This window comes from Flagellimonas hymeniacidonis, from assembly GCF_008040165.1.
Lineage (GTDB): Bacteria > Bacteroidota > Bacteroidia > Flavobacteriales > Flavobacteriaceae > Flagellimonas > Flagellimonas hymeniacidonis.
Map to the genome: position 1 here is coordinate 104307 of NZ_VRUR01000002.1, position 22594 is coordinate 126900.

At 38.2% G+C, this 22594-nt stretch carries 36 protein-coding genes; 35 read left to right on the forward strand and 1 reads right to left on the reverse strand.

All coding sequences use genetic code 11. The annotated features are described in order from the left end of the window. Positions 1 to 2 precede the first annotated feature (2 nt). From rpsJ to FVB32_RS09460, 33 genes are all read left to right on the forward strand, one after another. A complete protein-coding gene (gene rpsJ / locus FVB32_RS09300; RefSeq protein ID WP_007094989.1) occupies positions 3 to 308 on the forward strand; it encodes a 30S ribosomal protein S10 in 306 nt (101 codons plus the stop codon). Positions 309 to 468: 160 nt separating this feature from the next. After that, a complete protein-coding gene (gene rplC, locus FVB32_RS09305; RefSeq protein WP_147743535.1) occupies positions 469 to 1086 on the forward strand; it encodes a 50S ribosomal protein L3 in 618 nt (205 codons plus the stop codon). After that, a complete protein-coding gene (gene rplD, locus FVB32_RS09310; RefSeq protein WP_147743536.1) occupies positions 1086 to 1715 on the forward strand; it encodes a 50S ribosomal protein L4 in 630 nt (209 codons plus the stop codon). Before rplC ends, rplD begins: the two co-directional genes overlap by 1 nt. 7 nt (positions 1716 to 1722) lie before the next feature. After that, positions 1723 to 2013, forward strand: coding sequence for a 50S ribosomal protein L23 (gene rplW / locus FVB32_RS09315; protein ID WP_147743537.1), 291 nt, complete (start codon positions 1723 to 1725; stop codon positions 2011 to 2013). Between the two features lie 9 nt (positions 2014 to 2022). Further along, positions 2023 to 2847: a 50S ribosomal protein L2 gene (rplB, locus tag FVB32_RS09320; protein WP_147743538.1), complete on the forward strand. Its 825-nt coding sequence runs from the start codon at positions 2023 to 2025 to the stop codon at positions 2845 to 2847. A gap of 11 nt (positions 2848 to 2858) precedes the next feature. Then, on the forward strand, positions 2859 to 3137 hold the full coding sequence (rpsS, locus tag FVB32_RS09325) for a 30S ribosomal protein S19 (protein ID WP_055397047.1): 279 nt from the start codon (positions 2859 to 2861) through the stop codon (positions 3135 to 3137). Between the two features lie 7 nt (positions 3138 to 3144). Beyond that, a complete protein-coding gene (gene rplV, locus FVB32_RS09330) occupies positions 3145 to 3552 on the forward strand; it encodes a 50S ribosomal protein L22 (protein ID WP_147743539.1) in 408 nt (135 codons plus the stop codon). Positions 3553 to 3560: 8 nt separating this feature from the next. Next, entirely contained in the window at positions 3561 to 4277 is a 717-nt protein-coding gene (gene rpsC / locus FVB32_RS09335; RefSeq protein WP_147743540.1) for a 30S ribosomal protein S3, read from the forward strand. A gap of 20 nt (positions 4278 to 4297) precedes the next feature. Next, the gene (gene rplP, locus FVB32_RS09340; RefSeq protein WP_055397052.1) at positions 4298 to 4717 is read left to right on the forward strand and encodes a 50S ribosomal protein L16; all 420 of its coding nucleotides are present in this window, start codon (positions 4298 to 4300) and stop codon (positions 4715 to 4717) included. Between the two features lie 18 nt (positions 4718 to 4735). Next, entirely contained in the window at positions 4736 to 4927 is a 192-nt protein-coding gene (rpmC, locus tag FVB32_RS09345; RefSeq protein WP_147743541.1) for a 50S ribosomal protein L29, read from the forward strand. A gap of 13 nt (positions 4928 to 4940) precedes the next feature. Beyond that, positions 4941 to 5201 (forward strand): 30S ribosomal protein S17, encoded by a 261-nt coding sequence (rpsQ, locus tag FVB32_RS09350; protein ID WP_121850002.1) that lies wholly within the window; start codon positions 4941 to 4943, stop codon positions 5199 to 5201. A 2-nt stretch (positions 5202 to 5203) separates the two neighbouring features. Continuing rightward, the gene (gene rplN, locus FVB32_RS09355; RefSeq protein WP_055397059.1) at positions 5204 to 5572 is read left to right on the forward strand and encodes a 50S ribosomal protein L14; all 369 of its coding nucleotides are present in this window, start codon (positions 5204 to 5206) and stop codon (positions 5570 to 5572) included. Between the two features lie 16 nt (positions 5573 to 5588). Further along, positions 5589 to 5900: a 50S ribosomal protein L24 gene (gene rplX, locus FVB32_RS09360; protein WP_147743542.1), complete on the forward strand. Its 312-nt coding sequence runs from the start codon at positions 5589 to 5591 to the stop codon at positions 5898 to 5900. Between the two features lie 2 nt (positions 5901 to 5902). After that, on the forward strand, positions 5903 to 6454 hold the full coding sequence (gene rplE, locus FVB32_RS09365) for a 50S ribosomal protein L5 (protein ID WP_147743543.1): 552 nt from the start codon (positions 5903 to 5905) through the stop codon (positions 6452 to 6454). Position 6455: 1 nt separating this feature from the next. Further along, entirely contained in the window at positions 6456 to 6725 is a 270-nt protein-coding gene (gene rpsN, locus FVB32_RS09370) for a 30S ribosomal protein S14 (protein ID WP_055397065.1), read from the forward strand. Positions 6726 to 6742: 17 nt separating this feature from the next. Beyond that, positions 6743 to 7141 (forward strand): 30S ribosomal protein S8, encoded by a 399-nt coding sequence (gene rpsH / locus FVB32_RS09375; RefSeq protein WP_147743544.1) that lies wholly within the window; start codon positions 6743 to 6745, stop codon positions 7139 to 7141. Positions 7142 to 7160: 19 nt separating this feature from the next. After that, complete coding sequence (rplF, locus tag FVB32_RS09380; protein ID WP_147743545.1) at positions 7161 to 7703, forward strand: 50S ribosomal protein L6; 543 nt, start codon at positions 7161 to 7163, stop codon at positions 7701 to 7703. 11 nt (positions 7704 to 7714) lie between these two features. After that, positions 7715 to 8068, forward strand: a complete 354-nt coding sequence (gene rplR, locus FVB32_RS09385) for a 50S ribosomal protein L18 (protein ID WP_147743546.1) — start codon at positions 7715 to 7717, stop codon at positions 8066 to 8068. A 7-nt stretch (positions 8069 to 8075) separates the two neighbouring features. Then, a complete protein-coding gene (gene rpsE / locus FVB32_RS09390; protein ID WP_147743547.1) occupies positions 8076 to 8600 on the forward strand; it encodes a 30S ribosomal protein S5 in 525 nt (174 codons plus the stop codon). 106 nt (positions 8601 to 8706) lie between these two features. Continuing rightward, positions 8707 to 8886, forward strand: a complete 180-nt coding sequence (rpmD, locus tag FVB32_RS09395) for a 50S ribosomal protein L30 (protein ID WP_055397075.1) — start codon at positions 8707 to 8709, stop codon at positions 8884 to 8886. 13 nt (positions 8887 to 8899) lie between these two features. Next, a complete protein-coding gene (gene rplO, locus FVB32_RS09400) occupies positions 8900 to 9352 on the forward strand; it encodes a 50S ribosomal protein L15 (RefSeq protein ID WP_147743548.1) in 453 nt (150 codons plus the stop codon). Between the two features lie 10 nt (positions 9353 to 9362). Beyond that, positions 9363 to 10706 (forward strand): preprotein translocase subunit SecY, encoded by a 1344-nt coding sequence (gene secY, locus FVB32_RS09405; protein ID WP_147743549.1) that lies wholly within the window; start codon positions 9363 to 9365, stop codon positions 10704 to 10706. Between the two features lie 3 nt (positions 10707 to 10709). Beyond that, positions 10710 to 10925, forward strand: a complete 216-nt coding sequence (gene infA / locus FVB32_RS09410; protein ID WP_014031991.1) for a translation initiation factor IF-1 — start codon at positions 10710 to 10712, stop codon at positions 10923 to 10925. A 4-nt stretch (positions 10926 to 10929) separates the two neighbouring features. Next, a complete protein-coding gene (ykgO, locus tag FVB32_RS09415) occupies positions 10930 to 11046 on the forward strand; it encodes a type B 50S ribosomal protein L36 (RefSeq protein WP_073370549.1) in 117 nt (38 codons plus the stop codon). Between the two features lie 2 nt (positions 11047 to 11048). After that, positions 11049 to 11423: a 30S ribosomal protein S13 gene (gene rpsM, locus FVB32_RS09420; RefSeq protein WP_147743550.1), complete on the forward strand. Its 375-nt coding sequence runs from the start codon at positions 11049 to 11051 to the stop codon at positions 11421 to 11423. A 102-nt stretch (positions 11424 to 11525) separates the two neighbouring features. Beyond that, positions 11526 to 11918, forward strand: coding sequence for a 30S ribosomal protein S11 (rpsK, locus tag FVB32_RS09425; RefSeq protein WP_147743551.1), 393 nt, complete (start codon positions 11526 to 11528; stop codon positions 11916 to 11918). 102 nt (positions 11919 to 12020) lie between these two features. Then, positions 12021 to 12626: a 30S ribosomal protein S4 gene (gene rpsD / locus FVB32_RS09430; protein ID WP_147743552.1), complete on the forward strand. Its 606-nt coding sequence runs from the start codon at positions 12021 to 12023 to the stop codon at positions 12624 to 12626. 18 nt (positions 12627 to 12644) lie between these two features. Continuing rightward, entirely contained in the window at positions 12645 to 13637 is a 993-nt protein-coding gene (locus tag FVB32_RS09435) for a DNA-directed RNA polymerase subunit alpha (RefSeq protein ID WP_147743553.1), read from the forward strand. A 59-nt stretch (positions 13638 to 13696) separates the two neighbouring features. Beyond that, positions 13697 to 14200, forward strand: coding sequence for a 50S ribosomal protein L17 (gene rplQ, locus FVB32_RS09440; RefSeq protein WP_147743554.1), 504 nt, complete (start codon positions 13697 to 13699; stop codon positions 14198 to 14200). A gap of 96 nt (positions 14201 to 14296) precedes the next feature. Continuing rightward, positions 14297 to 15409 (forward strand): glutamine-hydrolyzing carbamoyl-phosphate synthase small subunit, encoded by a 1113-nt coding sequence (gene carA, locus FVB32_RS09445; RefSeq protein WP_147743555.1) that lies wholly within the window; start codon positions 14297 to 14299, stop codon positions 15407 to 15409. A 117-nt stretch (positions 15410 to 15526) separates the two neighbouring features. Beyond that, the gene (gene eno / locus FVB32_RS09450; protein WP_147743556.1) at positions 15527 to 16819 is read left to right on the forward strand and encodes a phosphopyruvate hydratase; all 1293 of its coding nucleotides are present in this window, start codon (positions 15527 to 15529) and stop codon (positions 16817 to 16819) included. Positions 16820 to 16940: 121 nt separating this feature from the next. After that, the gene (locus FVB32_RS09455; RefSeq protein ID WP_147743557.1) at positions 16941 to 18479 is read left to right on the forward strand and encodes a glycogen synthase; all 1539 of its coding nucleotides are present in this window, start codon (positions 16941 to 16943) and stop codon (positions 18477 to 18479) included. Positions 18480 to 18608: 129 nt separating this feature from the next. Further along, the gene (locus FVB32_RS09460) at positions 18609 to 19892 is read left to right on the forward strand and encodes a citrate synthase (protein WP_147743558.1); all 1284 of its coding nucleotides are present in this window, start codon (positions 18609 to 18611) and stop codon (positions 19890 to 19892) included. 67 nt (positions 19893 to 19959) lie between these two features. On the opposite strand, the gene FVB32_RS09465 is transcribed toward FVB32_RS09460, so the two are convergent. Further along, positions 19960 to 20424: a hypothetical protein gene (locus tag FVB32_RS09465; RefSeq protein WP_147743559.1), complete on the reverse strand. Its 465-nt coding sequence runs from the start codon at positions 20422 to 20424 to the stop codon at positions 19960 to 19962. Positions 20425 to 20708: 284 nt separating this feature from the next. Between FVB32_RS09465 and FVB32_RS09470 the strand changes: the two genes are divergently transcribed. Together FVB32_RS09470 and ctlX are read left to right on the forward strand one after the other, a co-directional pair. Beyond that, the gene (locus tag FVB32_RS09470; protein WP_147745041.1) at positions 20709 to 21623 is read left to right on the forward strand and encodes a dimethylarginine dimethylaminohydrolase family protein; all 915 of its coding nucleotides are present in this window, start codon (positions 20709 to 20711) and stop codon (positions 21621 to 21623) included. A gap of 13 nt (positions 21624 to 21636) precedes the next feature. Next, entirely contained in the window at positions 21637 to 22566 is a 930-nt protein-coding gene (gene ctlX / locus FVB32_RS09475; protein WP_147743560.1) for a citrulline utilization hydrolase CtlX, read from the forward strand. Positions 22567 to 22594 lie beyond the last annotated feature (28 nt).

The window sequence follows — 22594 nt, forward strand, 5'->3', positions numbered from 1 at the left end:
AGATGAGTCAAAAAATTAGAATAAAACTTAAATCTTACGATCACAATTTGGTGGATAAGTCTGCTGAAAAAATTGTAAAGACAGTTAAGACAACAGGTGCTGTGGTTACGGGTCCAATTCCATTGCCAACGCACAAAAAGATATTTACAGTTTTGCGTTCACCTCACGTGAACAAGAAATCTAGAGAACAGTTCCAATTAAGTTCTTACAAAAGACTATTGGATATCTATAGCTCTTCATCAAAAACTATTGATGCTCTTATGAAGCTTGAGCTTCCTAGCGGTGTTGAGGTTGAGATAAAAGTGTAAGTTATTAAACTGCCTTGTTAAAAAGGTGGTGGACATGTCCTGAGCGTTTCGCGAGGGAAAAATGGTGAAAGAAAAAAATCTGGGTCAGAGGATTTTCTTGGCCCAATTTTTTTGCCAAGAAATTGGCGTAACAAAAAGTAAACAATTAATAATTATAAATATGTCTGGGTTAATAGGAAGAAAAATCGGTATGACCAGCATCTTCGACGAGAATGGAAAGAATGTTCCATGTACCGTTATTGAGGCTGGACCATGCGTGGTTACCCAAGTCAGAACCGAAGAGGTCGACGGGTATAGTGCCCTTCAGCTTGGTTTCGATGACAAGGCAGAAAAACGTGCAAACAAGGCTGAGTTAGGCCATGTTAAAAAAGCAGGTGCTTCTCCTAAAAAGAAAGTCGTTGAGTTCCGAGATTTTGAAGGTGAGTTTAAATTGGGAGATACTTTAAATGTAGAGCTTTTCACTGAAGGAGAGTTTGTTGATGTTATTGGTACATCAAAAGGTAAAGGTTTCCAAGGTGTTGTTAAAAGACACGGCTTTGCCGGTGTTGGTCAAGCAACCCACGGTCAGCACAACAGATTAAGAGCCCCTGGTTCTATCGGTGCAGCATCGTATCCTGCTAGAGTTTTCAAAGGAATGAAGATGGCAGGTAGAATGGGTGGTGAAAGAGTAACAGTTCAAAACTTGAGAGTATTGAAAGTGGTTCCTGAGAAAAACCTTATCGTAGTAAAAGGTGCGGTTCCAGGCCATAAGAATGCTTACGTAACAATTGAGAAGTAATGAAGGTTGCAGTTTTAGATATTAAAGGAAAAGAAACAGGGAGAAAGGTTGACCTTTCTGACGATGTTTTCGCTATAGAACCTAATGAGCATGCCATCTATTTAGATGTGAAGCAATATTTAGCGCACCAAAGACAAGGTACTCACAAAGCAAAAGAAAGAGCTGAGATTGTAGGGAGTACCCGAAAGATCAAAAAACAGAAGGGAACTGGTACTGCAAGAGCTGGTAGTATTAAATCTCCAATTTTTAGAGGTGGTGGTAGAATTTTTGGCCCAAGACCAAAAGATTATGTCCAAAAATTGAACAAAAATGTGAAGCGTTTGGCTCGTAAATCAGCCTTGACATTAAAGTCAAAAGAGAAAGCTTTGGTAGTGGTTGAGGACTTCAATTTTGAAGCGCCAAAGACCAAGGATTTTAAAGCATTTTTAGCCTCTCTTGGAATAGAAAATAAAAAGTCTCTTATAGTGTTGGGCGATTCAAATAATAATGTATATTTGTCGTCGCGCAATTTGGAGCGTTCCGAAGTTGTAACTAGCTCAGAATTAAGTACTTACAAGATAGTTAACGCTGGAAATGTAGTATTGACTGAAAGTGCTTTGGAGGGAATAGAATCGAACCTAAAGAAATAAGAAAATCATGAGTGTGTTGATAAAACCAATCATTACGGAAAAAATGACCGCGGACAGCGAGCTTTTCAATCGTTATGGTTTCTACGTTGACCCAACGGCCAACAAGCTTCAAATTAAGGAAGCTGTTGAGACTACTTATGGTGTTTCTGTGGAAAAGGTGAGAACCATGAACTATGGTCCAAATCGTAAGAGTCGTTATACAAAAACAGGAATCCAACACGGAAAAACAAATGCTTTGAAGAAAGCAATTGTTGACGTAGCGGAAGGTGATATTATTGATTTTTACAGTAATCTATAAAGACGAGAAATGTCAGTTAGAAAATTAAAACCGATAACCCCTGGACAGCGTTTTAGAGTAGTGAACGGATTTGACGCGATCACTACTGATAAGCCGGAGAAAAGCTTGCTTGCTCCGATAAAAAAGTCAGGTGGTAGGAACAGTCAAGGAAAAATGACCATTCGCCATAGAGGTGGTGGGCATAAAAGAAGGTATCGTGTTATCGATTTTAAAAGAGATAAGCAAGGTGTTGATGCTAAAATTGTATCAATCCAGTACGATCCCAATAGAACTGCATTTATCGCTTTGGTTGAATACAAAGATGGTGAAAAGAGATATGTAGTGGCTCAAAATGGAATGCAAGTAGGTCAGAAAATATCTTCTGGTACAAAAGCAGCTCCAGAAATTGGAAATGCACTGCCTTTAAGTGAAATTCCATTGGGTACTATTATTTCATGTATCGAATTAAGACCTGGTCAAGGAGCTGTAATGGCAAGAAGTGCAGGTACGTTTGCGCAGTTAATGGCAAAGGACGGAAAGTTTGTTACCATTAAATTGCCATCTGGAGAAACTCGTATGATTTTAGCCAATTGTTTGGCTACTATTGGAGCTGTTTCCAATTCTGACCACCAATTGTTGGTATCTGGTAAAGCGGGTAGAAGCAGATGGTTGGGTAGAAGACCAAGAACTAGACCAGTAGCCATGAACCCTGTTGATCACCCAATGGGTGGTGGTGAAGGAAGGGCTTCTGGAGGTCACCCAAGATCTAAGAACGGTATTCCTGCTAAAGGATTTAGAACACGTTCCAAGACTAAAGACACCAATAGATATATCATAGAACGTAGAAAGAAATAAAAGAAAAGTAAATGGCACGTTCATTAAAAAAAGGACCTTACGTTCATCATAGTCTGGAAAAGAAAGTCCAGAATAATATAGATTCAGGTAAGAAATCAGTTATCAAAACATGGTCTAGAGCCTCAATGATAACTCCAGATTTCGTAGGACAAACCATAGCGGTACACAACGGGAGACAATTTGTTCCTGTTTATGTAACAGAAAACATGGTAGGTCACAAGCTTGGAGAATTTTCACCTACGCGATCTTTTAGAGGTCATGCAGGAGCTAAAAACAAAGGTAAAAAGTAAGTAAGCTATGGGAGTTCGTAAAAGACAAATGGCCGAAAGGTTAAAGGAAGAGAAAAAACAGCTTGCTATTGCAAAGTTGAACAACTGCCCAACGTCACCAAGAAAAATGCGTTTGGTCGCTGACTTGGTAAGAGGAAAGCAGGTAGAAATGGCACTTGCAATTTTGAGGTTCAATCCAAAAGAAGCTTCAAGAAAGTTGGAGAAATTATTACTTTCTGCAATTGCTAACTGGGAAGCTAAAAATGAAGAAGCTAGCATTGAAGATGCTGACCTTATCATTAAAGAAATCCGTGTGGACGGAGGAACCATGTTGAAAAGACTACGTCCTGCACCACAAGGAAGAGCACACAGAATTAGAAAACGTTCCAACCATGTTACCATGATCTTGGAAGCTAATAACAACGTTCAAAGCTAGAGTATAATATGGGACAAAAGACCAATCCGATAGGAAATCGCTTAGGAATAATCAGAGGATGGGAATCTAACTGGTACGGCGGTAAAGATTACGGCGATAAGCTGGCTGAGGATGATAAAATAAGAAAATATATCCACGCACGTTTGGCAAAAGCCAGTGTGTCTAGGGTAATTATTGAGAGAACCTTAAAATTGATTACCATTACCATTACTACGGCTAGACCTGGTATTATTATTGGTAAAGGTGGACAGGAAGTTGATAAACTTAAGGAAGAGCTTAAGAAAATCACCAACAAAGAGGTTCAAATCAATATTCATGAAATAAAGAGACCTGAGCTTGATGCCAATTTGGTTGCTGCAAGTGTTGCAAGGCAAATTGAAAGCAGAATTTCATACAGAAGAGCTATTAAGATGGCCATTGCAGCTGCAATACGTATGAATGCTGAGGGAATCAAAATTCAGATTTCTGGACGTTTGAACGGAGCTGAAATGGCGCGTTCCGAGTCTTACAAAGAAGGAAGGATTCCATTATCAACCTTCCGTGCGGATGTAGATTATGCTTTGCATGAAGCGCATACGACTTACGGGAGATTGGGAATCAAAGTTTGGATCATGAAGGGTGAGGTTTATGGTAAGAGAGAGCTTTCCCCATTAGTAGGATTGTCCAAAGGTCAAGGAAAAGGCGACAAACGAGATGGTAAGAAGCCACAACGTCGTAGAAAGTAATAAGATAAAGTAAAGGTAAAATGTTACAGCCAAAAAGAACAAAATTTCGTAAAGCCCAGAAGGGGCGTATGAAAGGGAATTCCCAAAGAGGACACCAGCTTTCCAATGGAATGTTCGGTATCAAATCCTTGGATTCACATTTCATTACTTCCCGTCAAATAGAGGCTGCGCGTATTGCTGCGACAAGGTATATGAAAAGGCAAGGTCAGTTGTGGATCAAGATATTCCCGGACAAGCCTATCACAAAAAAGCCTCTTGAAGTACGTATGGGTAAAGGTAAAGGTGCTCCAGAATATTGGGTGGCCGTTGTTAAGCCCGGAAGAATCATGTTTGAGGTAGCAGGTGTCCCTATGGACATTGCAAAGGAAGCCTTAAGGCTTGCTGCGCAGAAGTTACCAGTGAAAACTAAGTTTATTGTAGCTAGGGATTATTCCGCTTAATTTTTAATTGAAAAGAAGATGAAACAAGCAGAAATAAAAGAACTTTCAATTGAAGAGCTAAAGGAAAGGTTGACTGAGTTTAAAAAGCAGCATGCAGATTTAAAAATTGCGCATTCAGTTACGCCATTGGAAAATCCTTTGCAGATAAGAAAGACAAGAAAGACGGTGGCAAGACTTGCAACAGAATTAACAAAAAGGGAATTACAATAATTGGTTCTGCCTTATGGAAGAAAAAAGAAATTTAAGAAAAGAAAGAATTGGCGTTGTTACCAGCAACAAAATGGAGAAATCAATAGTGGTTTCTGAGGTAAAGCGTGTAAAACACCCAATGTACGGGAAGTTCGTTCTTAAGACCAAGAAATATGTTGCCCATGATGAAAAGAATGATTGCAACGAAGGTGATACCGTTAAAATAATGGAAACCAGACCATTGAGTAAGACAAAATGTTGGAGACTGGTTGAAATCCTTGAAAGAGCTAAATAATTATGTTACAGCAAGAATCTAGATTAAAGGTAGCGGACAATACAGGGGCAAAAGAAGTTTTGACCATCCGTGTACTTGGAGGAACAAAAAGAAGATATGCTTCATTGGGTGATAAGATTGTGGTTACCGTTAAGGAAGCTGCTCCCAATGGAACAGTAAAAAAAGGTTCTGTTTCTACAGCTGTTGTGGTGAGAACAAAGAAAGAAGTAAGAAGACCAGATGGTTCTTACATCCGTTTTGACGACAACGCTTGTGTTTTGCTGAATCCGACAGGAGAAATGAGAGGAACTAGGGTTTTTGGACCAGTGGCCAGAGAGCTTAGGGACAAACAGTTCATGAAAATTGTTTCACTAGCTCCAGAGGTGCTTTAAAAGAAATTTCAGAAAGATGAAGTTGAAAATAAAAACAGGGGATACGGTTAAAGTCATTGCGGGAGACCACAAAGGCACTGAAGGCAAAGTACTTCAGGTTGACCGTGAAAAGAACAAAGCTATCGTGGAAGGGGTAAATACCGTTTCAAAACACGAGAAGCCAAGTGCAAAAAACCCTCAAGGTGGAATTGTAAAGAAGGAAGCTCCCATACATATCTCCAACCTATCGTTGCTTGATCCAAAATCTGGTGAGACTACGCGTATAGGATATGAGGTAAGAGATGGAAAGAAAGTTAGGCTTGCCAAAAAATCCAATGAAGTAATTTAGTTATGAGTTACATTCCAAGATTAAAAACAGAGTATAAGGAGCGTGTGGTAAAAGCACTATCCGAGGAATTTGGTTATAAAAATGTAATGCAAGTTCCTAAATTGGAAAAGATAGTAGTTAGCCGTGGAGTTGGTGCTGCTGTATCTGACAAGAAACTTATTGATCACGCTGTGGACGAATTGACCAATATTACTGGTCAAAAAGCAATAGCTACTCTTTCTAAAAAGGATGTCGCAACATTCAAACTAAGAAAAGGTATGCCAATTGGTGCCAAAGTAACCTTAAGAGGAGAGCGTATGTATGAGTTCTTGGATAGATTGATTACATCTGCGTTGCCTAGGGTACGTGATTTTCAAGGGATAAGGGCTACAGGTTTCGACGGAAGAGGAAATTATAACCTTGGTGTTACTGAGCAAATCATTTTCCCTGAAATCAATATTGATAAAATCAACAGAATTAACGGAATGGATATCACATTTGTTACTTCTGCCGATACAGATAAAGAAGCAAAATCATTGTTAACCGAATTGGGATTACCCTTTAAAAAGAACTAGTATGGCTAAGGAATCAATGAAAGCCCGTGAGGTAAAAAGGGCTAAAACGGTAGCAAAATATGCTGAAAAGAGAAAAGCTTTAAAAGAGGCTGGTGATTATGAGGCTTTACAAAAGCTTCCTAAAAACGCATCTCCAGTGCGTATGCGAAACCGTTGCAAACTAACTGGAAGACCAAGAGGATATATGAGAACATTTGGTATATCTAGGGTTACTTTTAGGGAAATGGCCAATCAGGGCTTGATTCCAGGTGTTAAAAAGGCAAGTTGGTAAACAGATAAAGAAAAGAAATGCTTACAGATCCAATTTCAGATTATTTGACCAGAATTAGAAATGCCAGTAGTGCAGGTCATAGGGTAGTGGATATTCCCGCTTCCAATCTAAAAAGACAGATTACCAAAATATTGTTCGATCAAGGATATATTTTGAGCTACAAGTTCGAGGATAACAAAGTTCAGGGGAACATAAAAATTGCCTTGAAGTATGATAAGTTTACCAAAGAGCCAGTGATTAAAAAATTGCAAAGGGTAAGTAAACCTGGATTGCGTAAATATGCAGGTTCAGATGAATTGCCAAGAGTTCTTAACGGATTGGGCGTTGCTATAGTTTCAACATCCCATGGTGTTATGACAAGCAAACAAGCAAAGCAAGATAACGTAGGTGGCGAAGTATTGTGCTACGTTTATTAATTGAGTAAAGAGAAAAAAAATGTCTAGAATAGGTAACAATCCAATTACAATTCCAGAAGGTGTCACTGTAGAAGTGAACGAGAATGTAGTTACCGTAAAAGGTAAATTGGGAGAACTTTCCCAAGAATTTTCAGGGATTGCGATAAAGGTTGAAGATGGAAGTGTTCAATTGAGCAGATCTTCTGATTCTAAAGAGCATAAAGCAAAGCATGGACTTTACCGTTCATTGGTCAACAATATGGTTGATGGTGTGTCTAAAGGATGGACCAAAGAGTTGGAACTAGTTGGTGTAGGATATAGAGCAAGTAACCAAGGACAAAAATTGGATTTGGCTTTAGGTTTCTCACACAATATTGTGTTGAATATTGCTCCAGAAGTAAAAATTGAGACGGTTTCTGAAAAAGGTAAGAACCCAATCGTAAAGTTAACGTCTCATGACAAACAATTGGTAGGTCAAGTTGCTGCCAAGATCAGAGCTTTCCGCAAGCCAGAACCGTACAAAGGAAAAGGTATCAAGTTTGTTGGTGAGCAATTAAGAAGAAAAGCAGGTAAATCAGCATAATAAGTAGCACTATGGGATTATCTAAAACGGATAGAAGATTACGAATCAGAAGAAGAATACGAAAGATTTCTACTGGTACTGAAGCAAGACCAAGATTGTCTGTTTTCAGAAGTAACAAAGAGATATATGCTCAATTGATAGATGACAACAAAGGAGTTACTTTGGCTGCTGCATCATCAAGAGACAAAGATGTAGAAGCAAAAGGGACCAAAAGCGAAGTAGCTACCCAAGTTGGAAAAGCGATTGCAGAAAAAGCAATAAAACTTGGTTTTGAAGCTGTAGCTTTTGACAGAGGTGGAAACCTTTATCACGGTAGAGTAAAATCATTGGCTGAAGGAGCTAGGGAAGCAGGACTTAAATTCTAATATAACTATGTACCAGAAATACAAAAACGTAGAAATAGTTAAGCCAGGTGGACTGGAGTTGAAAGATCGTTTGGTTGGAGTCCAAAGGGTTACTAAAGTTACCAAAGGTGGTAGAGCATTCGGATTTTCAGCAATTGTTGTTGTTGGGGATGAGAATGGTGTAGTAGGGCATGGTTTAGGAAAGTCTAAAGAAGTTGCTACAGCGATTGCTAAAGCAATTGAAGATGCAAAAAAGAATTTGGTTCGTATTCCTTTAAATAAGGGTACGCTACCGCATGAGCAAAAAGGAAAATATGGTGGAGCAAGAGTTTTCATTAAGCCTGCTTCACATGGTACCGGGGTTATCGCCGGTGGAGCTGTAAGAGCGGTATTGGAAGCGGTTGGAGTACATGATGTATTGTCAAAATCCCAAGGATCTTCCAATCCACATAATGTTGTTAAAGCTACTTTTGATGCCCTTTTACAATTAAGAGGAGCACAAACTGTGGCCAATCAAAGAGGTATTTCTTTAGAAAAAGTCTTTAAGGGATAAAAAATAGGTTGACAGTCTATAGTCGATAGTAAATAGTGGCTTTTCCAACCGAAAGTGAAACCAGAGATAACTAAAGACTAAAGACTAAGGACTAAACACTGATAAAATGTCAAAGATTAAGGTTAAACAAGTAAAGAGCGCTATCAAGAGGACTCAAAACCAAAAAAGGACTTTAGAAGCTCTTGGTTTGCGCAAGATTGGGCATGTTGTTGAGCATGATGCAACGCCTAATATCCTTGGAATGATAAATAAGGTAAAACATTTAGTTTCCACAGAGGAAGCTTAAAATATAACGGTACATGGATTTACACAATCTTAAACCAGCAGAAGGCGCTGTTAACAGAGATGGAAAACGTTTAGGACGAGGAGAAGGTTCTGGAAAAGGTGGAACTTCTGCAAGAGGTCATAAAGGTGCAAAGTCTAGATCTGGATATTCCAAAAAACTTGGTTTTGAAGGCGGACAAATGCCTTTACAACGTCGTGTTCCTAAATTTGGTTTTAAGAACATCAATAGAAAAGAATATCAAGGTATCAATTTGGGCAAATTGCAAGAATTGGTAGACAATGGTACTATTAAGAAAGAAGTAACCTTGGATATTCTTGTGGAGAACCGATTGGCACATAAGAATGATTTGGTGAAAATTTTGGGAGATGGTGAATTAAAAGCACCCCTAAAAATTTCAGTACATAAATTTACTGCTTCTGCTAAAGCAGCAATTGAAGCCGCAGGCGGTGAAGCAATAAGTTTATAAGAAGAATAGCATGAAGAAATTTGTTGAGACCATATCAAATATTTGGAAAATTGAAGAACTAAGACAGCGTATAATTATTACGTTAGGGCTGTTATTGGTTTATCGTTTTGGTGCCCAAGTGGTGCTTCCAGGTATTGATACTTCCCAATTGGCGCAATTAACCTCTAATACCGAGCAAGGTATTTTAGGGATTCTTAATGCTTTTACAGGAGGGGCCTTTGCAAATGCTTCAGTATTTGCACTTGGTATTATGCCGTATATCTCTGCATCTATTGTGGTGCAGTTGATGGGAATTGCAATTCCATACCTGCAAAAATTGCAGAAAGAAGGAGAAAGTGGAAGAAAAACAATAAATCAGATTACACGATGGTTGACCATTGCAATCTGTATCGTTCAAGCTCCTGCGTATTTGTTTGGTCTTGGTGCACTTGGTGTTCCAGATAGTGCCTTCATATTAGGAAAAGGTTTGGATTTCATCATTCCTGCAGTAATTATATTGGTGACCGGTTGTGTGTTTGCCATGTGGTTGGGAGAGAAGATTACAGATAAGGGTATCGGTAACGGTATTTCCCTCTTGATCATGATAGGTATTATAGCAACAATGCCACAGTCTTTTGTTCAAGAATTTATTTCAAGAACTGCCAATAACACTGGGGGTATCATGTTCATACTAATCGAAGTGATCATATGGTTCTTGGTTATTTTGGCAAGTGTACTTTTGGTAATGGCTATTCGCCAGATTCCAGTACAATATGCGAGAAGAACTGCTTCAGGCGGATATGAGAAAAACGTTATGGGTTCTAGGCAGTACATTCCACTTAAGCTTAATGCTTCTGGGGTAATGCCAATCATTTTTGCACAAGCAATTATGTTTGCACCTAGTTTACTGGGTAGAACTTTTAATGATACAGCAGTAGGGCAATGGATGGAAGTGCAGTTTGCGGATATCTTCGGATTGGCGTACAACATCTTATTTGCAGTTTTAATTATCATATTTACCTACTTCTATACCGCTATTACGGTTCCTACGAACAAAATGGCAGATGATTTAAAAAGAAGTGGTGGTTTCATACCGGGTATTAGACCAGGAAAAGAAACTGGAGATTATTTAGATAAAATCATGTCATTGATAACCTTGCCCGGTTCCGTTTTCTTGGCACTCTTGGCAGTATTACCTGCTGTTGTGGTAAAGTTGATGGATGTACAAGCAGGTTGGGCATTGTTTTATGGAGGTACATCACTATTAATTATGGTGGGTGTTGCAATTGACACGGTACAGCAAGTAAATTCTTATTTGTTGAACAGGCATTACGATGGTTTGATGAAAACCGGAAAAAATAGAAAAGTAGCATAATTTATGGCAAAGCAGCCAGCAATAGAACAAGACGGAACTATAATTGAAGCATTGTCAAACGCGATGTTTAGAGTTGAATTAGAGAACGGTCATGTTGTTACGGCACATATCTCTGGGAAGATGCGTATGCACTATATTAAATTACTTCCTGGCGACAAGGTAAAACTTGAAATGAGCCCATATGATTTAACAAAAGCAAGAATTACTTACAGATACTAATACGATGAAAGTTAGAGCATCAGTTAAGAAAAGAAGTGCCGAATGCAAGATAGTACGCAGAAAAGGCAGATTATACGTAATCAACAAAAAGAATCCTAGATTTAAACAAAGACAAGGGTAATTATGGCAAGAATCGCAGGTGTAGATATACCTAAACAAAAGCGTGGAGTTATTTCACTTACCTACATTTACGGAATTGGTAGAAGTAGGGCCCAAGAGATTTTGGAGAAAGCCCAAGTAAGTGAGGATACTAAAGTTTCAGATTGGAATGATGATGAAATAGGAAGAATCAGGGAAGCTGTTTCCTCTTTCACTATTGAAGGTGAACTTCGTTCAGAAACACAATTGAACATCAAACGTTTGATGGACATTGGATGTTACCGAGGAATTCGTCATAGATCTGGCTTGCCACTTAGAGGTCAACGTACCAAAAACAACTCTAGGACTAGAAAAGGAAAAAGAAAAACAGTTGCTAACAAGAAAAAGGCAACTAAATAATAATTAAGTAGTCATTAGTATTTAGACGTTAGAAGAATCTGTTTGAAATGTAAAAGTCTAGGATTCCAATAACTAAGAACTAACACTAGAAACTAAAAAAATATGGCAAAGGCAAGTACTAAAACAACAAAGAAGCGCAAAGTAGTTGTAGAATCTACAGGTGAAGCACACGTTACCGCGTCATTTAACAATATTATTATTTCTTTGACCAATAAAAAAGGAGATGTGATCTCTTGGTCTTCTGCTGGTAAACTGGGCTTTAGAGGTTCTAAAAAGAATACTCCTTACGCTGCTCAAGTTGCCGCTGAAGATTGTGCTAAAGTTGCACATGAAGCAGGTCTTAGAAAAGTAAAGGTTTTTGTAAAAGGACCTGGAAATGGTAGAGAATCTGCTATCCGTTCTATCCACAATGCAGGAATAGAAGTTACAGAAATAGTTGATGTTACTCCGTTACCACACAACGGTTGTAGACCTCCAAAAAGAAGAAGAGTTTAATTATTAATTATAATGGCCCAAAAGGGTCTTCACACGAAAGTGTACTAGAGATTATCGAAGGATAAGCCTTAATTCATAATCACACTTTCAAAACTAAAGAAGATGGCAAGATATACAGGACCAAAATCAAAAATCGCTAGAAAGTTTGGAGAAGCGATTTTCGGAGACGATAAAGCCTTCGAAAAGAAAAGTTACCCTCCAGGACAACACGGAAACAACAGACGCCGTGGTAAAAAGTCTGAATACGCAATCCAGTTAATGGAAAAGCAAAAAGCCAAGTATACCTACGGTATTTTGGAAAAACAATTTAGAAACCTTTTTGACAAAGCCAACCGTAGCAAAGGAGTTACTGGTGAGGTTTTACTTCAGTTATGTGAATCCCGTTTGGACAATGTGGTTTATAGAATGGGACTTTCTTCAACAAGAAGCGGTGCTAGACAATTGGTTTCGCACAGACATATCATTGTAAATGGTGAAATAGTAAACATTCCTTCATACTCCCTAAAAGCTGGTGATGTAGTTGGAGTTAGAGAAAAATCTAAGTCCGTACAAGCTATACTAGATTCATTGGCCAATAACAGCAGTGTTTACGAATGGATTACCTGGAATACTGAAAAGCAAGAAGGTTCTTTTGTAGCCGTTCCAGAAAGAATGCAGATTCCTGAAAATATCAAGGAACAATTAATCGTCGAGTTATACTCTAAATAAAATCAACATTAATCCAATATGGCATTACTAAATTTTCAGAAGCCCGATAAAGTTATAATGATAGATTCAACCGATTTCGAAGGGAAATTTGAATTTCGCCCTTTGGAACCCGGTTACGGATTAACAGTTGGAAATGCGCTAAGAAGAGTTTTACTTTCCTCTTTGGAAGGTTTTGCAATTACTTCTGTTCGTATAGATGGAGTTGAACATGAGTTTTCTGTTATTCCTGGCGTTGTTGAAGACGTTACAGAAATGATATTGAATCTTAAGCAGGTTCGTTTCAAAAGACAGATTGATGATGTTGAGAGCGAAACAGTTTCTGTTTCCGTTAGCGGAAAAGAACAATTGACTGCCGGAGATTTCCAGAAGTTCATTTCAGGATACCAAGTATTGAATCCAGATTTAGTGATCTGCAACATGGATCCTAAAGTAAATATTAACCTAGAGGTTATTATCGAAAAAGGACGTGGATATGTTCCAGCAGAAGAAAACAAAAAATCCAATGCCCCATTGGGAAGCATTGCGGTTGATTCTGTTTACACTCCAGTAAAGAATGTAAAATACAGCATCGAAAACTTTAGGGTAGAGCAAAAGACCGATTATGAAAAATTGGTTTTTGAAATCTTAACAGATGGTTCTATCAATCCTAAAGATGCATTGACCGAAGCTGCTAAAGTTTTAATTCACCACTTCATGTTGTTCTCCGATGAGCGTATTACATTAGAAGCTGATGAAATCGCACAGACGGAAACATACGATGAGGAATCATTGCATATGCGTCAATTGTTGAAAACCAAATTGGTAGACATGGACTTGTCCGTAAGAGCTTTGAACTGCCTTAAAGCTGCTGAAGTAGATACTTTGGGAGATTTGGTTTCTTTCAACAAAAATGATTTAATGAAGTTCAGAAACTTTGGTAAAAAATCATTGACCGAACTAGAAGAGTTGGTTATCAACAAAGGTCTTCAGTTTGGAATGGATTTATCCAAATATAAATTGGACAAAGATTAAGTAATCATATTTTGCTCCTCGTTTTTACGAGTCAGGTAGCAAGATGATAAAACAAAAACATGAGACACGGAAAGAAATTTAATCACCTAGGAAGAACAGCTGCCCACAGAAAGGCAATGTTGGCCAATATGGCATGCTCCCTAATAGAACATAAAAGAATCAACACCACGGTTGCCAAAGCAAAAGCATTGAAGCAATTTATAGAACCGTTGATTACCAAGGCCAAAACAGAGAATAATCAGACTACAGAAAAAGGCACGCACAACAGAAGGATTGTTTTTAGCAACCTTAGAAGTAAGTATGCCATCACCGAATTGTTCGGAACTGTAGCTGAAAAGGTTGGAGAAAGGCCTGGAGGATATACTAGAATCATCAAGTTGGGTAACCGTCTTGGAGATAACGCCGATATGGCGATGATAGAGTTGGTCGATTTTAACGAACTCTACAATGCTGGCAAACCTGCCAAGAAAACGACTCGAAGAAGTAGAAGAGGCGGAGGTAAAAAAGTTGAAGCAGCTGCTCCAGTTGCTGAAACAAAAACAGCAGATGATTCAGAAGAATAACAAGATGTTATTAACTATTAGATAATTAGAAAAAGGATAAGTGAAAACTTATCCTTTTTTTATGTTTTTTTGTCAAACTCGAAATTAAAAATCGCAATGAAGTATCACACAAAGAAAAAAGCACTGTTATTATTGGCTGATGGTACAATTTTCTATGGCAAGGCCATTGGGAACAAAGAAGGTACCGCAGTGGGCGAAGTATGTTTCAATACTGGAATGACAGGCTATCAAGAAATTTTCACAGATCCATCCTACTTTGGACAGTTAATGGTGGCCACCAATGCCCATATTGGTAATTACGGAACCAATGTAGACGAAGTGGAATCAGATTCCATTAAAATTGCCGGACTCATCGTAAAAAACTTCAGTTATGAGTATTCTAGACCGAGTGCAGATATGAGCCTGTTAGAGTTTTTGGATAAAAATAACCTATTCGCCATTTCTGATGTGGATACCAGAGCTTTGGTAAGCTACATACGTGATAATGGAGCTATGAACGCTTTAATTTCTACACGGGTGGATGATATAGATGCGTTAAAAGAAGAGTTGAAAAAAGTACCTAGTATGGAGGGATTGGAACTTGCATCAAAAGTTTCAGCCAAAGAACCATATTATTATGGTGAAGAAAATGCTCAATACAAGATTTCTGCCTTGGATATTGGCATCAAAAAGAACATACTTAGAAACTTGGCCAAAAGAGGCGCATACATCAAAGTGTTCCCATACAATACCCCATTTGAAGAAATGAAAGAATGGAATCCTGATGGGTATTTTGTTTCAAATGGACCTGGGGATCCAGAACCGTTAACCGATGCTATTGAAACAACTAAAGGAATGATAGATTCCAACAAGCCTTTATTTGGAATATGTCTTGGCCATCAAGTATTGGCCCTTGCCAATGGCGTTTCTACGTATAAAATGCATAACGGACACAGGGGAATCAACCATCCAATTTTAAATTTAGTAACTGGTAAGGGAGAAATAACATCCCAAAATCATGGTTTCGCAGTCAATAGGAAAGAAACTGAAGCCAATAAAGATTTAGAAATTACACATGTACACCTTAATGATAAAACGGTGGCAGGGATAAAAATGAAAGATAAAGATGTGTTTTCGGTACAGTACCATCCAGAAGCGAGTCCTGGACCACATGATGCAGACTACTTGTTCGACCAATTTTTTGAAGCAATCAAGACTAGTCGTAACTAAAACGTTGTAGTGGATTTTTAGGTAATTATCAGTGTTTTATGCGTAATATCATAGAGCAAAGAGGGTCTCCTTTTGTATCTTTGCCGAATTAATTTCAACCATAAACATTAAGTTCAGATGAGCATTATTATCAATATTCATGCAAGACAAATTTTAGACTCAAGAGGTAATCCAACAGTAGAGGTAGATGTAATCACCGAAAATGGAATTTTGGGAAGAGCTGCAGTGCCATCTGGCGCTTCTACAGGAGAGCATGAGGCTGTTGAGCTCAGAGATGGAGGTGACACTTTTATGGGAAAAGGAGTTGGCCACGCAGTGAACAATGTCAATACAACGATAGCGGAAGAATTGGTGGGCACGTCTGTGTTTGAGCAAAATCATATAGATGAGACTATGATTGCTTTGGACGGAACTCCAAATAAATCCAAATTGGGAGCTAACGCCATCTTAGGAGTTTCACTTGCAGTTGCAAAAGCTGCTGCAAATGAATTGGGAATGCCGTTATACAGATATGTAGGAGGTGTGAGCGCCAATACGCTACCAGTTCCTATGATGAATATCATCAATGGAGGGTCACACTCAGATGCTCCAATTGCATTCCAAGAATTTATGGTCATGCCGGTTAAAGCAAATGACTTTAGCCATTCCATGCAAATGGGGACTGAAATTTTCCATAACCTAAAAAAAGTACTTCATGACAGAGGATTAAGTACAGCAGTAGGAGATGAAGGTGGATTTGCGCCAAATTTGGAAGGTGGAACAGAAGATGCTTTAGATACCATTGCAAAAGCTGTTGCCAAAGCAGGTTACAAATTAGGGGATGATGTAATGATTGCATTGGATTGTGCATCAGCAGAGTTTTTTGTAGATGGTAAATACGATTACACCAAATTTGAAGGGGATAAAGGAAAAGTAAGAACATCCGAAGAGCAAGCTCAATACTTAGCTGACCTTTGCGAAAAATATCCAATCATATCCATCGAAGATGGAATGGATGAAAATGATTGGGACGGTTGGAAAATGTTGACAGATAAAGTTGGTGACAAAGTACAATTGGTTGGTGACGACTTATTTGTGACCAATGTAGAAAGACTATCCAGAGGAATTGAAAATGGCATAGCCAACTCAATCCTTATCAAAGTAAACCAAATTGGAACTTTAACAGAGACCATAGCTGCCGTAAACATGGCGAAAAATGCAGGTTATACTTCCGTGATGTCTCACCGTTCTGGAGAAACAGAAGATAATACTATTGCAGATTTGGCCGTAGCGTTAAATACAGGACAGATTAAAACAGGTTCTGCGTCACGAAGTGATAGAATGGCAAAATACAATCAATTACTCAGAATAGAAGAAGAGCTGGGGAGCACTGCATATTACCCTCAAGAAAAAGCATTCAAAATCAACTAATTTTTAATGATTTTTTAGCATTATAAAAGCCTTTCCAAAATGAGAAAGGCTTTTTTTTGTTCACTAATAAACTTTGGTTAACTTGATTGGATAAACCAAATTGCCTAATAAGACTTGCCTAATGAATAATTTCCTTTTTGTTGCCGCTGAAAATGATGCCTTGGCCAATTGTAAAGCGGGGGGTATGGGTGATGTGGTCCGGGATGTGCCCAGGCAAATTTCGGAGCGAGGAGATAGGGTTCATGTAGTAGTGCCTTCTTATAGCAGGCTTCACCAAGATGGTGTCTTTAAAACCACCTTAAACTTTAGTTTAAGGGGATTGGCATATACAGCAGAACTCTATGAGGTAAAACCAAAGAAGGAATACCCCAATATTATTCATTATGTCATACATCATCCAGAAATTGAAGCAGGTGATATTGCCCATATTTATCATAACGACCCAGAAGAGCCCTTTTTCACAGATGCCGTAAAATACTTCATTTTTTGCACTGCGGTGGCTGAAGCCATAAAAGAAAAAGCTTTTGGAAAGTTGGATATTGTTCATTTGCATGATTGGCATTCCAGTTTATTTCTTTTTTTAAGAGCGTACCACAAGGACTATAAAAAAATCAAGGACATTCGTGTTGTGTATAGTATTCACAACCTCGCAATTCAGGGGATACGCCCGTTTAAAGACAATTACTCATCCCTACAGAACTGGTTTCCTGATATAACCATTGATTATATGGCCTTAATGGATTATCGCTACCAAGATTGTATCAATCTTATGGCGGTAGGAATTCGCTTGGCAGATGCAGTTCACACGGTTTCCCCTTCCTATAAAGATGATGTGCTACTGCCTAGTTCCCCTCCAGAATTTATTGGCGGAGAAAGTCTTGAAAAGGATTTGCAAAAGGCGGAAGAAGAAGGAAGGCTCTTCGGAATTTTAAACGGCTGCAATTACAAAAATATCAATAAAGAAGAAAAAGGGTTTATCTACAGAAATACGGTAAAGGCACTTTTTAGATGGTTGCAGGAAGAATCGAAAAAGTACAAGGCGGATTTTCTTGCTCATACTGGCGAGAAAACCATGGAATATGTGGATAACAGACCCAAATTTATTGTTTCAAGTGTTGCTAGGTTAACAGAGCAAAAGTTTTACTTTTTCAAAAGATCACCAGAAGCGTTTGTGGCTATCTTGGAAAAATTGAAGAAAGTAGACGGCATTTTCATGCTTTTAGGCACGGGAGCTCCAGAATATGAAGAACTCTTTAGAGAATTGAGTTATAAACATAAAAACTTCATTTTCACGAATGGCCAATCGGAAAACCTGATAGATTCCATTTATTTGGAATCTGATCTTTACTTCATGCCAAGTCTTTTTGAACCATGTGGAATAAGTCAAATGTTGGCAATGCGTAATGGAAATCCATGTTTAGTACATCATACAGGAGGATTAAAGGATACTGTAACACATATGAAAACAGGATTCAGTTTTGATGGGGATACCTACGACGAAAAAATTAAAAACATGTTAGAGTGTTTTGATGTAGCACTCGATGTGTATGCGAATGACAAGCCGACTTGGAAAAAAATGCAAACAGCTGCAAAAAAAATGCGGTTTACATGGGAAAAATCTGTAGACAACTACTATAAATATTTATATAATTTTAGTTAGCTACAAGCATCATTTGCGACCTATATAACTTATGGTAAAGTACACCATAATTGAGGTTTGGAAAATTGTTAATGGCAGTGCTTTTTCGTAATTTTCCGTTTCTATTTTATTAATCTATTAAATCATACAATGTCTGACAAAGCGATACTTGAATATGGAGGTGAAAAATACGAACTGCCTGTTATCAAAGGTACTGAGAATGAACTGGCTATAGATATAAAAACCCTTAGGGCAGCTAGTGGAATTGTAACTATTGATCCAGGATATAAGAATACAGGTTCGTGTGAGAGTGCAATTACTTTTTTAGACGGAGAAAAGGGAATTTTACGTTATCGTGGTTATTCCATTGAGGATTTGGCAGAGAAGGCCGATTTTTTAGAGGTAGCCTACCTTTTGATTTTTGGAGAATTACCTAACAAGGAACAGCTTACTACCTTTCATAATGATATTAAAGAAGAATCTCATGTAGATGAGGAGATGAAAAAGATTTTGGATGGTTTTCCGAAGTCAGCGCATCCTATGGGAGTGCTTTCCTCCTTAACAAGTGCTTTGGTTGCTTTTAACCCAACTTCTGTTGACGTTTCTTCGGAAAGTGCGATGTACAAATCCATTGTGCGTATTCTGGCTAAATTTCCAGTCCTAGTAGCTTGGGCACAACGAAAAAAGAAAGGATTGCCACTGGACTATGGTGATGATACTTTGGGTTATGTGGAAAACATCCATAAAATGATGTTTAAAAAGCCGAATCAAGAGTATAAGAAGGATACCATAGCCATCGACGCATTGGATAAGCTATTAATTTTACATGCAGATCATGAGCAAAACTGTTCTACGTCCACAGTGCGGATAGTGGGGTCTTCCCATGCAGGTCTTTTTGCATCGCTTTCTGCGGGCATTTCTGCACTTTGGGGACCATTGCATGGTGGTGCAAACCAAGCTGTATTGGAAATGTTGGAAGCCATTCAAGAAGATGGTGGCGATACCAAAAAGTATATGGCAAAAGCCAAGGACAAGAACGATCCATTTAGATTAATGGGCTTTGGTCACCGTGTATATAAGAATTTTGACCCAAGAGCTAAGATCATTAAAAAATCAGCTGATGAAGTACTAGGAAGCCTAGGAATTGAAGACCCCATTTTGGACATAGCCAAGGGACTGGAAAAGGAGGCTTTGGAAGATGAATATTTCGTAAAAAGAAAGCTGTATCCCAATGTGGATTTTTACTCTGGGATCATTTATCGTGCATTAGGAATTCCTACAGAAATGTTTACGGTAATGTTTGCTTTGGGAAGATTACCTGGTTGGATTGCCCAATGGCGTGAGATGCGTCTTCGTGGGGAACCCATAGGAAGACCAAGACAGATATACATTGGTGAAAACCTTAGACCTTTTGTAAAAGTCGATAAGAGGTAAACAGAGGTACTGAATACACATTATAAAAAAGAGTGGCTATTTAATAAATAGCCACTCTTTTTAGGTATTACAACTTTGCAACATTGTCAGAATCCAAATTCAGGGATTTATCTTGGTCATAACATATTTGCATAATTCCTAAATGGTAATATATTTCAATTTCAGATAAGGATTTATCACTGATTTTGGTTTTACAGCGCTCATATTCCTTATGCAAGAATTCATGGGCATCAATAGTACTTAGATTTTTGACCGTAGAATCTAAAGACAGTCGGTACTTTTTTAAGCACCCATTTACTTCATCTATAAAAGCATTTTGATCTATTAAGGCTAGTTCGGCTTTACTTTTTGAGAACCTGGGGGAATTCTCCATATTAATACAATCGGAGTATTTTGTAGCATAGTCAGCGTCTTCATTTTCATTAATATCAGACTTCTGCAAAAAATAGTTTTTACCAGAAAAAGAGTTCATAGATACCAGTCCAACACCAATCATCGCAACAAGAAGAAAAGGGAGAATAGCTTTTTTCATTCTAGAGGTTTTTGCTTGAACTAAAAGTAATAATATCTTATTAAATTGCATTACTTTTCCATACAAATTGATAAAATATTTTTAATATAAAATACTAATAACCAGATACTTATTAAAATTATGGGAATTCATAATTTCATTTGTAAAAAGCCCTATTTTGATTGACTTTTTTTATGCTTTTCTAAATGGAAAATATCTAGTAAAGCACTAGTTTTGCCATAGAATTTTTAAGGTTTTCCTCCAATTACAAATTGGATGACACTTTTGGTTTGAAAACAGAAGATATGATGCAATTGCATATTGTAGATGAAACAAGTCCGCTTAAGGCGGTAGTTTTAGGAACTGCAGAAAGCTGTGGTCCAACCCCCACTGTTGAGGAAGCGTATGATCCAAAATCATTGGAACATATCCTTGCGGGAACATATCCCAAAGAAGCTGATATGGTGAAAGAGATGCATGCTTTTGCCAAGGTTTTTGAAAAACATGGAGTTGAGGTCTTTAGGCCCTCAATTTTAAAGGATTGCAATCAAATTTTTTCTAGGGACATTGCCTTTGTAATAGAGGATAAACTATTTCACTCCAATATTTTGCCCGATCGTGAAAAGGAATTTGAAGCCATTCAATATATCTTGGATAAAATCGACCCAAACAAGATCATTCGCCCACCGGAGGAGGTGCATATTGAAGGAGGCGATGTTATGCCTTGGAACGATTATATTTTTATCGGTACTTATACGGGGGAAGATTATCCAGACTATATTACGGCCAGGACCAATAAAGAAGCAGTGGACTATATAAGAGAGCAGTTTCCCAATAAAAAAGTAAAGTCTTTCGAACTGCGAAAATCCAATACCATTGCCAAAGAAAACGCTTTGCACTTAGATTGTTGCTTCCAACCTATTGGAAAAAACAAAGCTATTTTACACAAGAATGGTTTTTTGGTAGAAGAAGAATACCAATGGTTGGTTGATTATTTTGGAAAAGAAAACATATTTGAAATCACCAAAGATGAGATGTACCATATGTTCAGCAATGTGTTTTCAATTTCTCCAGAAGTGGTTGTTTCAGAAAAGAATTTTACCCGTTTGAACCATTGGCTAAGAGCACAAGGCTTTACTGTTGAGGAAATTCCATACGCCGAAATCGCCAAACAAGAAGGACTTCTTCGCTGCAGTACTTTACCATTAATAAGAGCATAAATTAATCGTTTCGATGCAAGTAACCAATACCATTTTAATGATTAGGCCCGTCAATTTTAGAATGAACGAGCAGACGGCCGTAAACAATTATTTTCAAGAAGAATTAAGTATAAATAATGACGAAATCAACATGAAAGCTCAAAAAGAGTTTGATGATTTTGTGACCAAGCTTAGAGATTATGGGGTAAATGTTATCGTGGTTGATGATAAAAAAGAGCCAGACACCCCAGATTCTATATTTCCAAACAACTGGATTTCGTTTCATAACAGTGGAACCGTTTGTGTGTACCCCATGTTTGCAGAGAATCGCAGAAAAGAGCGTAGAGAGGATATTTTCGATATTTTGGAAGAACACGGTTTTAACATAAATAATGTTGTGGACTACACCGCTGCTGAGGAAGAAGATGTGTTTTTGGAGGGCACGGGCAGTATTTTAAAGGATAGGATAAACCAAAAAGCATATTGTGCACTGTCGGAAAGAGCCCATGAGGAGCTTTTTATCGAATTTTGTGAAGATTTTGATTGTTTTCCGGTCATATTTACTGCAAATCAAACTGTAGATGGGGAGCGACTACCTATCTATCATACCAATGTAATGATGGCTATGGCTGAGACTTTCGCCGTAATCTGCTTGGATACCATTGACGATAAAAAGGAGCGAAAAAATGTGGTGGAGCATTTAAAAAAAGACGGTAAGGAAATCATTGACATTACCGAAGAACAGATGTACCATTTTGCAGGAAATATGCTTCAAGTTATTGGGGCAAATGATGAGCGTTTTATGGTAATGAGTTCCGCGGCGTACCATAGTTTGGACAAGTCCCGAAGGGAAGCCATCGAAAGGCATTGTAACATTATCCATAGTCCTTTGGATACCATTGAAACCTGTGGAGGAGGTTCTGCCCGTTGCATGATGGCGGAGGTGTTCTTGCCAAAGACTTAAGCCGTTACCTTGAACTGGTTCAAGTCTC

Bases quoted from the DNA above. Each gene is read 5' to 3' on its own strand.
- rpsJ (WP_007094989.1), top strand. From the start codon at position 3: ATGAGTCAAAAAATTAGAATAAAACTTAAATCTTACGATCACAATTTG.
- rplC (WP_147743535.1), top strand. From the start codon at position 469: ATGTCTGGGTTAATAGGAAGAAAAATCGGTATGACCAGCATCTTCGAC.
- rplD (WP_147743536.1), top strand. From the start codon at position 1,086: ATGAAGGTTGCAGTTTTAGATATTAAAGGAAAAGAAACAGGGAGAAAG.
- rplW (WP_147743537.1), top strand. From the start codon at position 1,723: ATGAGTGTGTTGATAAAACCAATCATTACGGAAAAAATGACCGCGGAC.
- rplB (WP_147743538.1), top strand. From the start codon at position 2,023: ATGTCAGTTAGAAAATTAAAACCGATAACCCCTGGACAGCGTTTTAGA.
- rpsS (WP_055397047.1), top strand. From the start codon at position 2,859: ATGGCACGTTCATTAAAAAAAGGACCTTACGTTCATCATAGTCTGGAA.
- rplV (WP_147743539.1), top strand. From the start codon at position 3,145: ATGGGAGTTCGTAAAAGACAAATGGCCGAAAGGTTAAAGGAAGAGAAA.
- rpsC (WP_147743540.1), top strand. From the start codon at position 3,561: ATGGGACAAAAGACCAATCCGATAGGAAATCGCTTAGGAATAATCAGA.
- rplP (WP_055397052.1), top strand. From the start codon at position 4,298: ATGTTACAGCCAAAAAGAACAAAATTTCGTAAAGCCCAGAAGGGGCGT.
- rpmC (WP_147743541.1), top strand. From the start codon at position 4,736: ATGAAACAAGCAGAAATAAAAGAACTTTCAATTGAAGAGCTAAAGGAA.
- rpsQ (WP_121850002.1), top strand. From the start codon at position 4,941: ATGGAAGAAAAAAGAAATTTAAGAAAAGAAAGAATTGGCGTTGTTACC.
- rplN (WP_055397059.1), top strand. From the start codon at position 5,204: ATGTTACAGCAAGAATCTAGATTAAAGGTAGCGGACAATACAGGGGCA.
- rplX (WP_147743542.1), top strand. From the start codon at position 5,589: ATGAAGTTGAAAATAAAAACAGGGGATACGGTTAAAGTCATTGCGGGA.
- rplE (WP_147743543.1), top strand. From the start codon at position 5,903: ATGAGTTACATTCCAAGATTAAAAACAGAGTATAAGGAGCGTGTGGTA.
- rpsN (WP_055397065.1), top strand. From the start codon at position 6,456: ATGGCTAAGGAATCAATGAAAGCCCGTGAGGTAAAAAGGGCTAAAACG.
- rpsH (WP_147743544.1), top strand. From the start codon at position 6,743: ATGCTTACAGATCCAATTTCAGATTATTTGACCAGAATTAGAAATGCC.
- rplF (WP_147743545.1), top strand. From the start codon at position 7,161: ATGTCTAGAATAGGTAACAATCCAATTACAATTCCAGAAGGTGTCACT.
- rplR (WP_147743546.1), top strand. From the start codon at position 7,715: ATGGGATTATCTAAAACGGATAGAAGATTACGAATCAGAAGAAGAATA.
- rpsE (WP_147743547.1), top strand. From the start codon at position 8,076: ATGTACCAGAAATACAAAAACGTAGAAATAGTTAAGCCAGGTGGACTG.
- rpmD (WP_055397075.1), top strand. From the start codon at position 8,707: ATGTCAAAGATTAAGGTTAAACAAGTAAAGAGCGCTATCAAGAGGACT.
- rplO (WP_147743548.1), top strand. From the start codon at position 8,900: ATGGATTTACACAATCTTAAACCAGCAGAAGGCGCTGTTAACAGAGAT.
- secY (WP_147743549.1), top strand. From the start codon at position 9,363: ATGAAGAAATTTGTTGAGACCATATCAAATATTTGGAAAATTGAAGAA.
- infA (WP_014031991.1), top strand. From the start codon at position 10,710: ATGGCAAAGCAGCCAGCAATAGAACAAGACGGAACTATAATTGAAGCA.
- ykgO (WP_073370549.1), top strand. From the start codon at position 10,930: ATGAAAGTTAGAGCATCAGTTAAGAAAAGAAGTGCCGAATGCAAGATA.
- rpsM (WP_147743550.1), top strand. From the start codon at position 11,049: ATGGCAAGAATCGCAGGTGTAGATATACCTAAACAAAAGCGTGGAGTT.
- rpsK (WP_147743551.1), top strand. From the start codon at position 11,526: ATGGCAAAGGCAAGTACTAAAACAACAAAGAAGCGCAAAGTAGTTGTA.
- rpsD (WP_147743552.1), top strand. From the start codon at position 12,021: ATGGCAAGATATACAGGACCAAAATCAAAAATCGCTAGAAAGTTTGGA.
- FVB32_RS09435 (WP_147743553.1), top strand. From the start codon at position 12,645: ATGGCATTACTAAATTTTCAGAAGCCCGATAAAGTTATAATGATAGAT.
- rplQ (WP_147743554.1), top strand. From the start codon at position 13,697: ATGAGACACGGAAAGAAATTTAATCACCTAGGAAGAACAGCTGCCCAC.
- carA (WP_147743555.1), top strand. From the start codon at position 14,297: ATGAAGTATCACACAAAGAAAAAAGCACTGTTATTATTGGCTGATGGT.
- eno (WP_147743556.1), top strand. From the start codon at position 15,527: ATGAGCATTATTATCAATATTCATGCAAGACAAATTTTAGACTCAAGA.
- FVB32_RS09455 (WP_147743557.1), top strand. From the start codon at position 16,941: ATGAATAATTTCCTTTTTGTTGCCGCTGAAAATGATGCCTTGGCCAAT.
- FVB32_RS09460 (WP_147743558.1), top strand. From the start codon at position 18,609: ATGTCTGACAAAGCGATACTTGAATATGGAGGTGAAAAATACGAACTG.
- FVB32_RS09465 (WP_147743559.1), bottom strand. From the start codon at position 20,424: ATGAAAAAAGCTATTCTCCCTTTTCTTCTTGTTGCGATGATTGGTGTT.
- FVB32_RS09470 (WP_147745041.1), top strand. From the start codon at position 20,709: ATGATGCAATTGCATATTGTAGATGAAACAAGTCCGCTTAAGGCGGTA.
- ctlX (WP_147743560.1), top strand. From the start codon at position 21,637: ATGCAAGTAACCAATACCATTTTAATGATTAGGCCCGTCAATTTTAGA.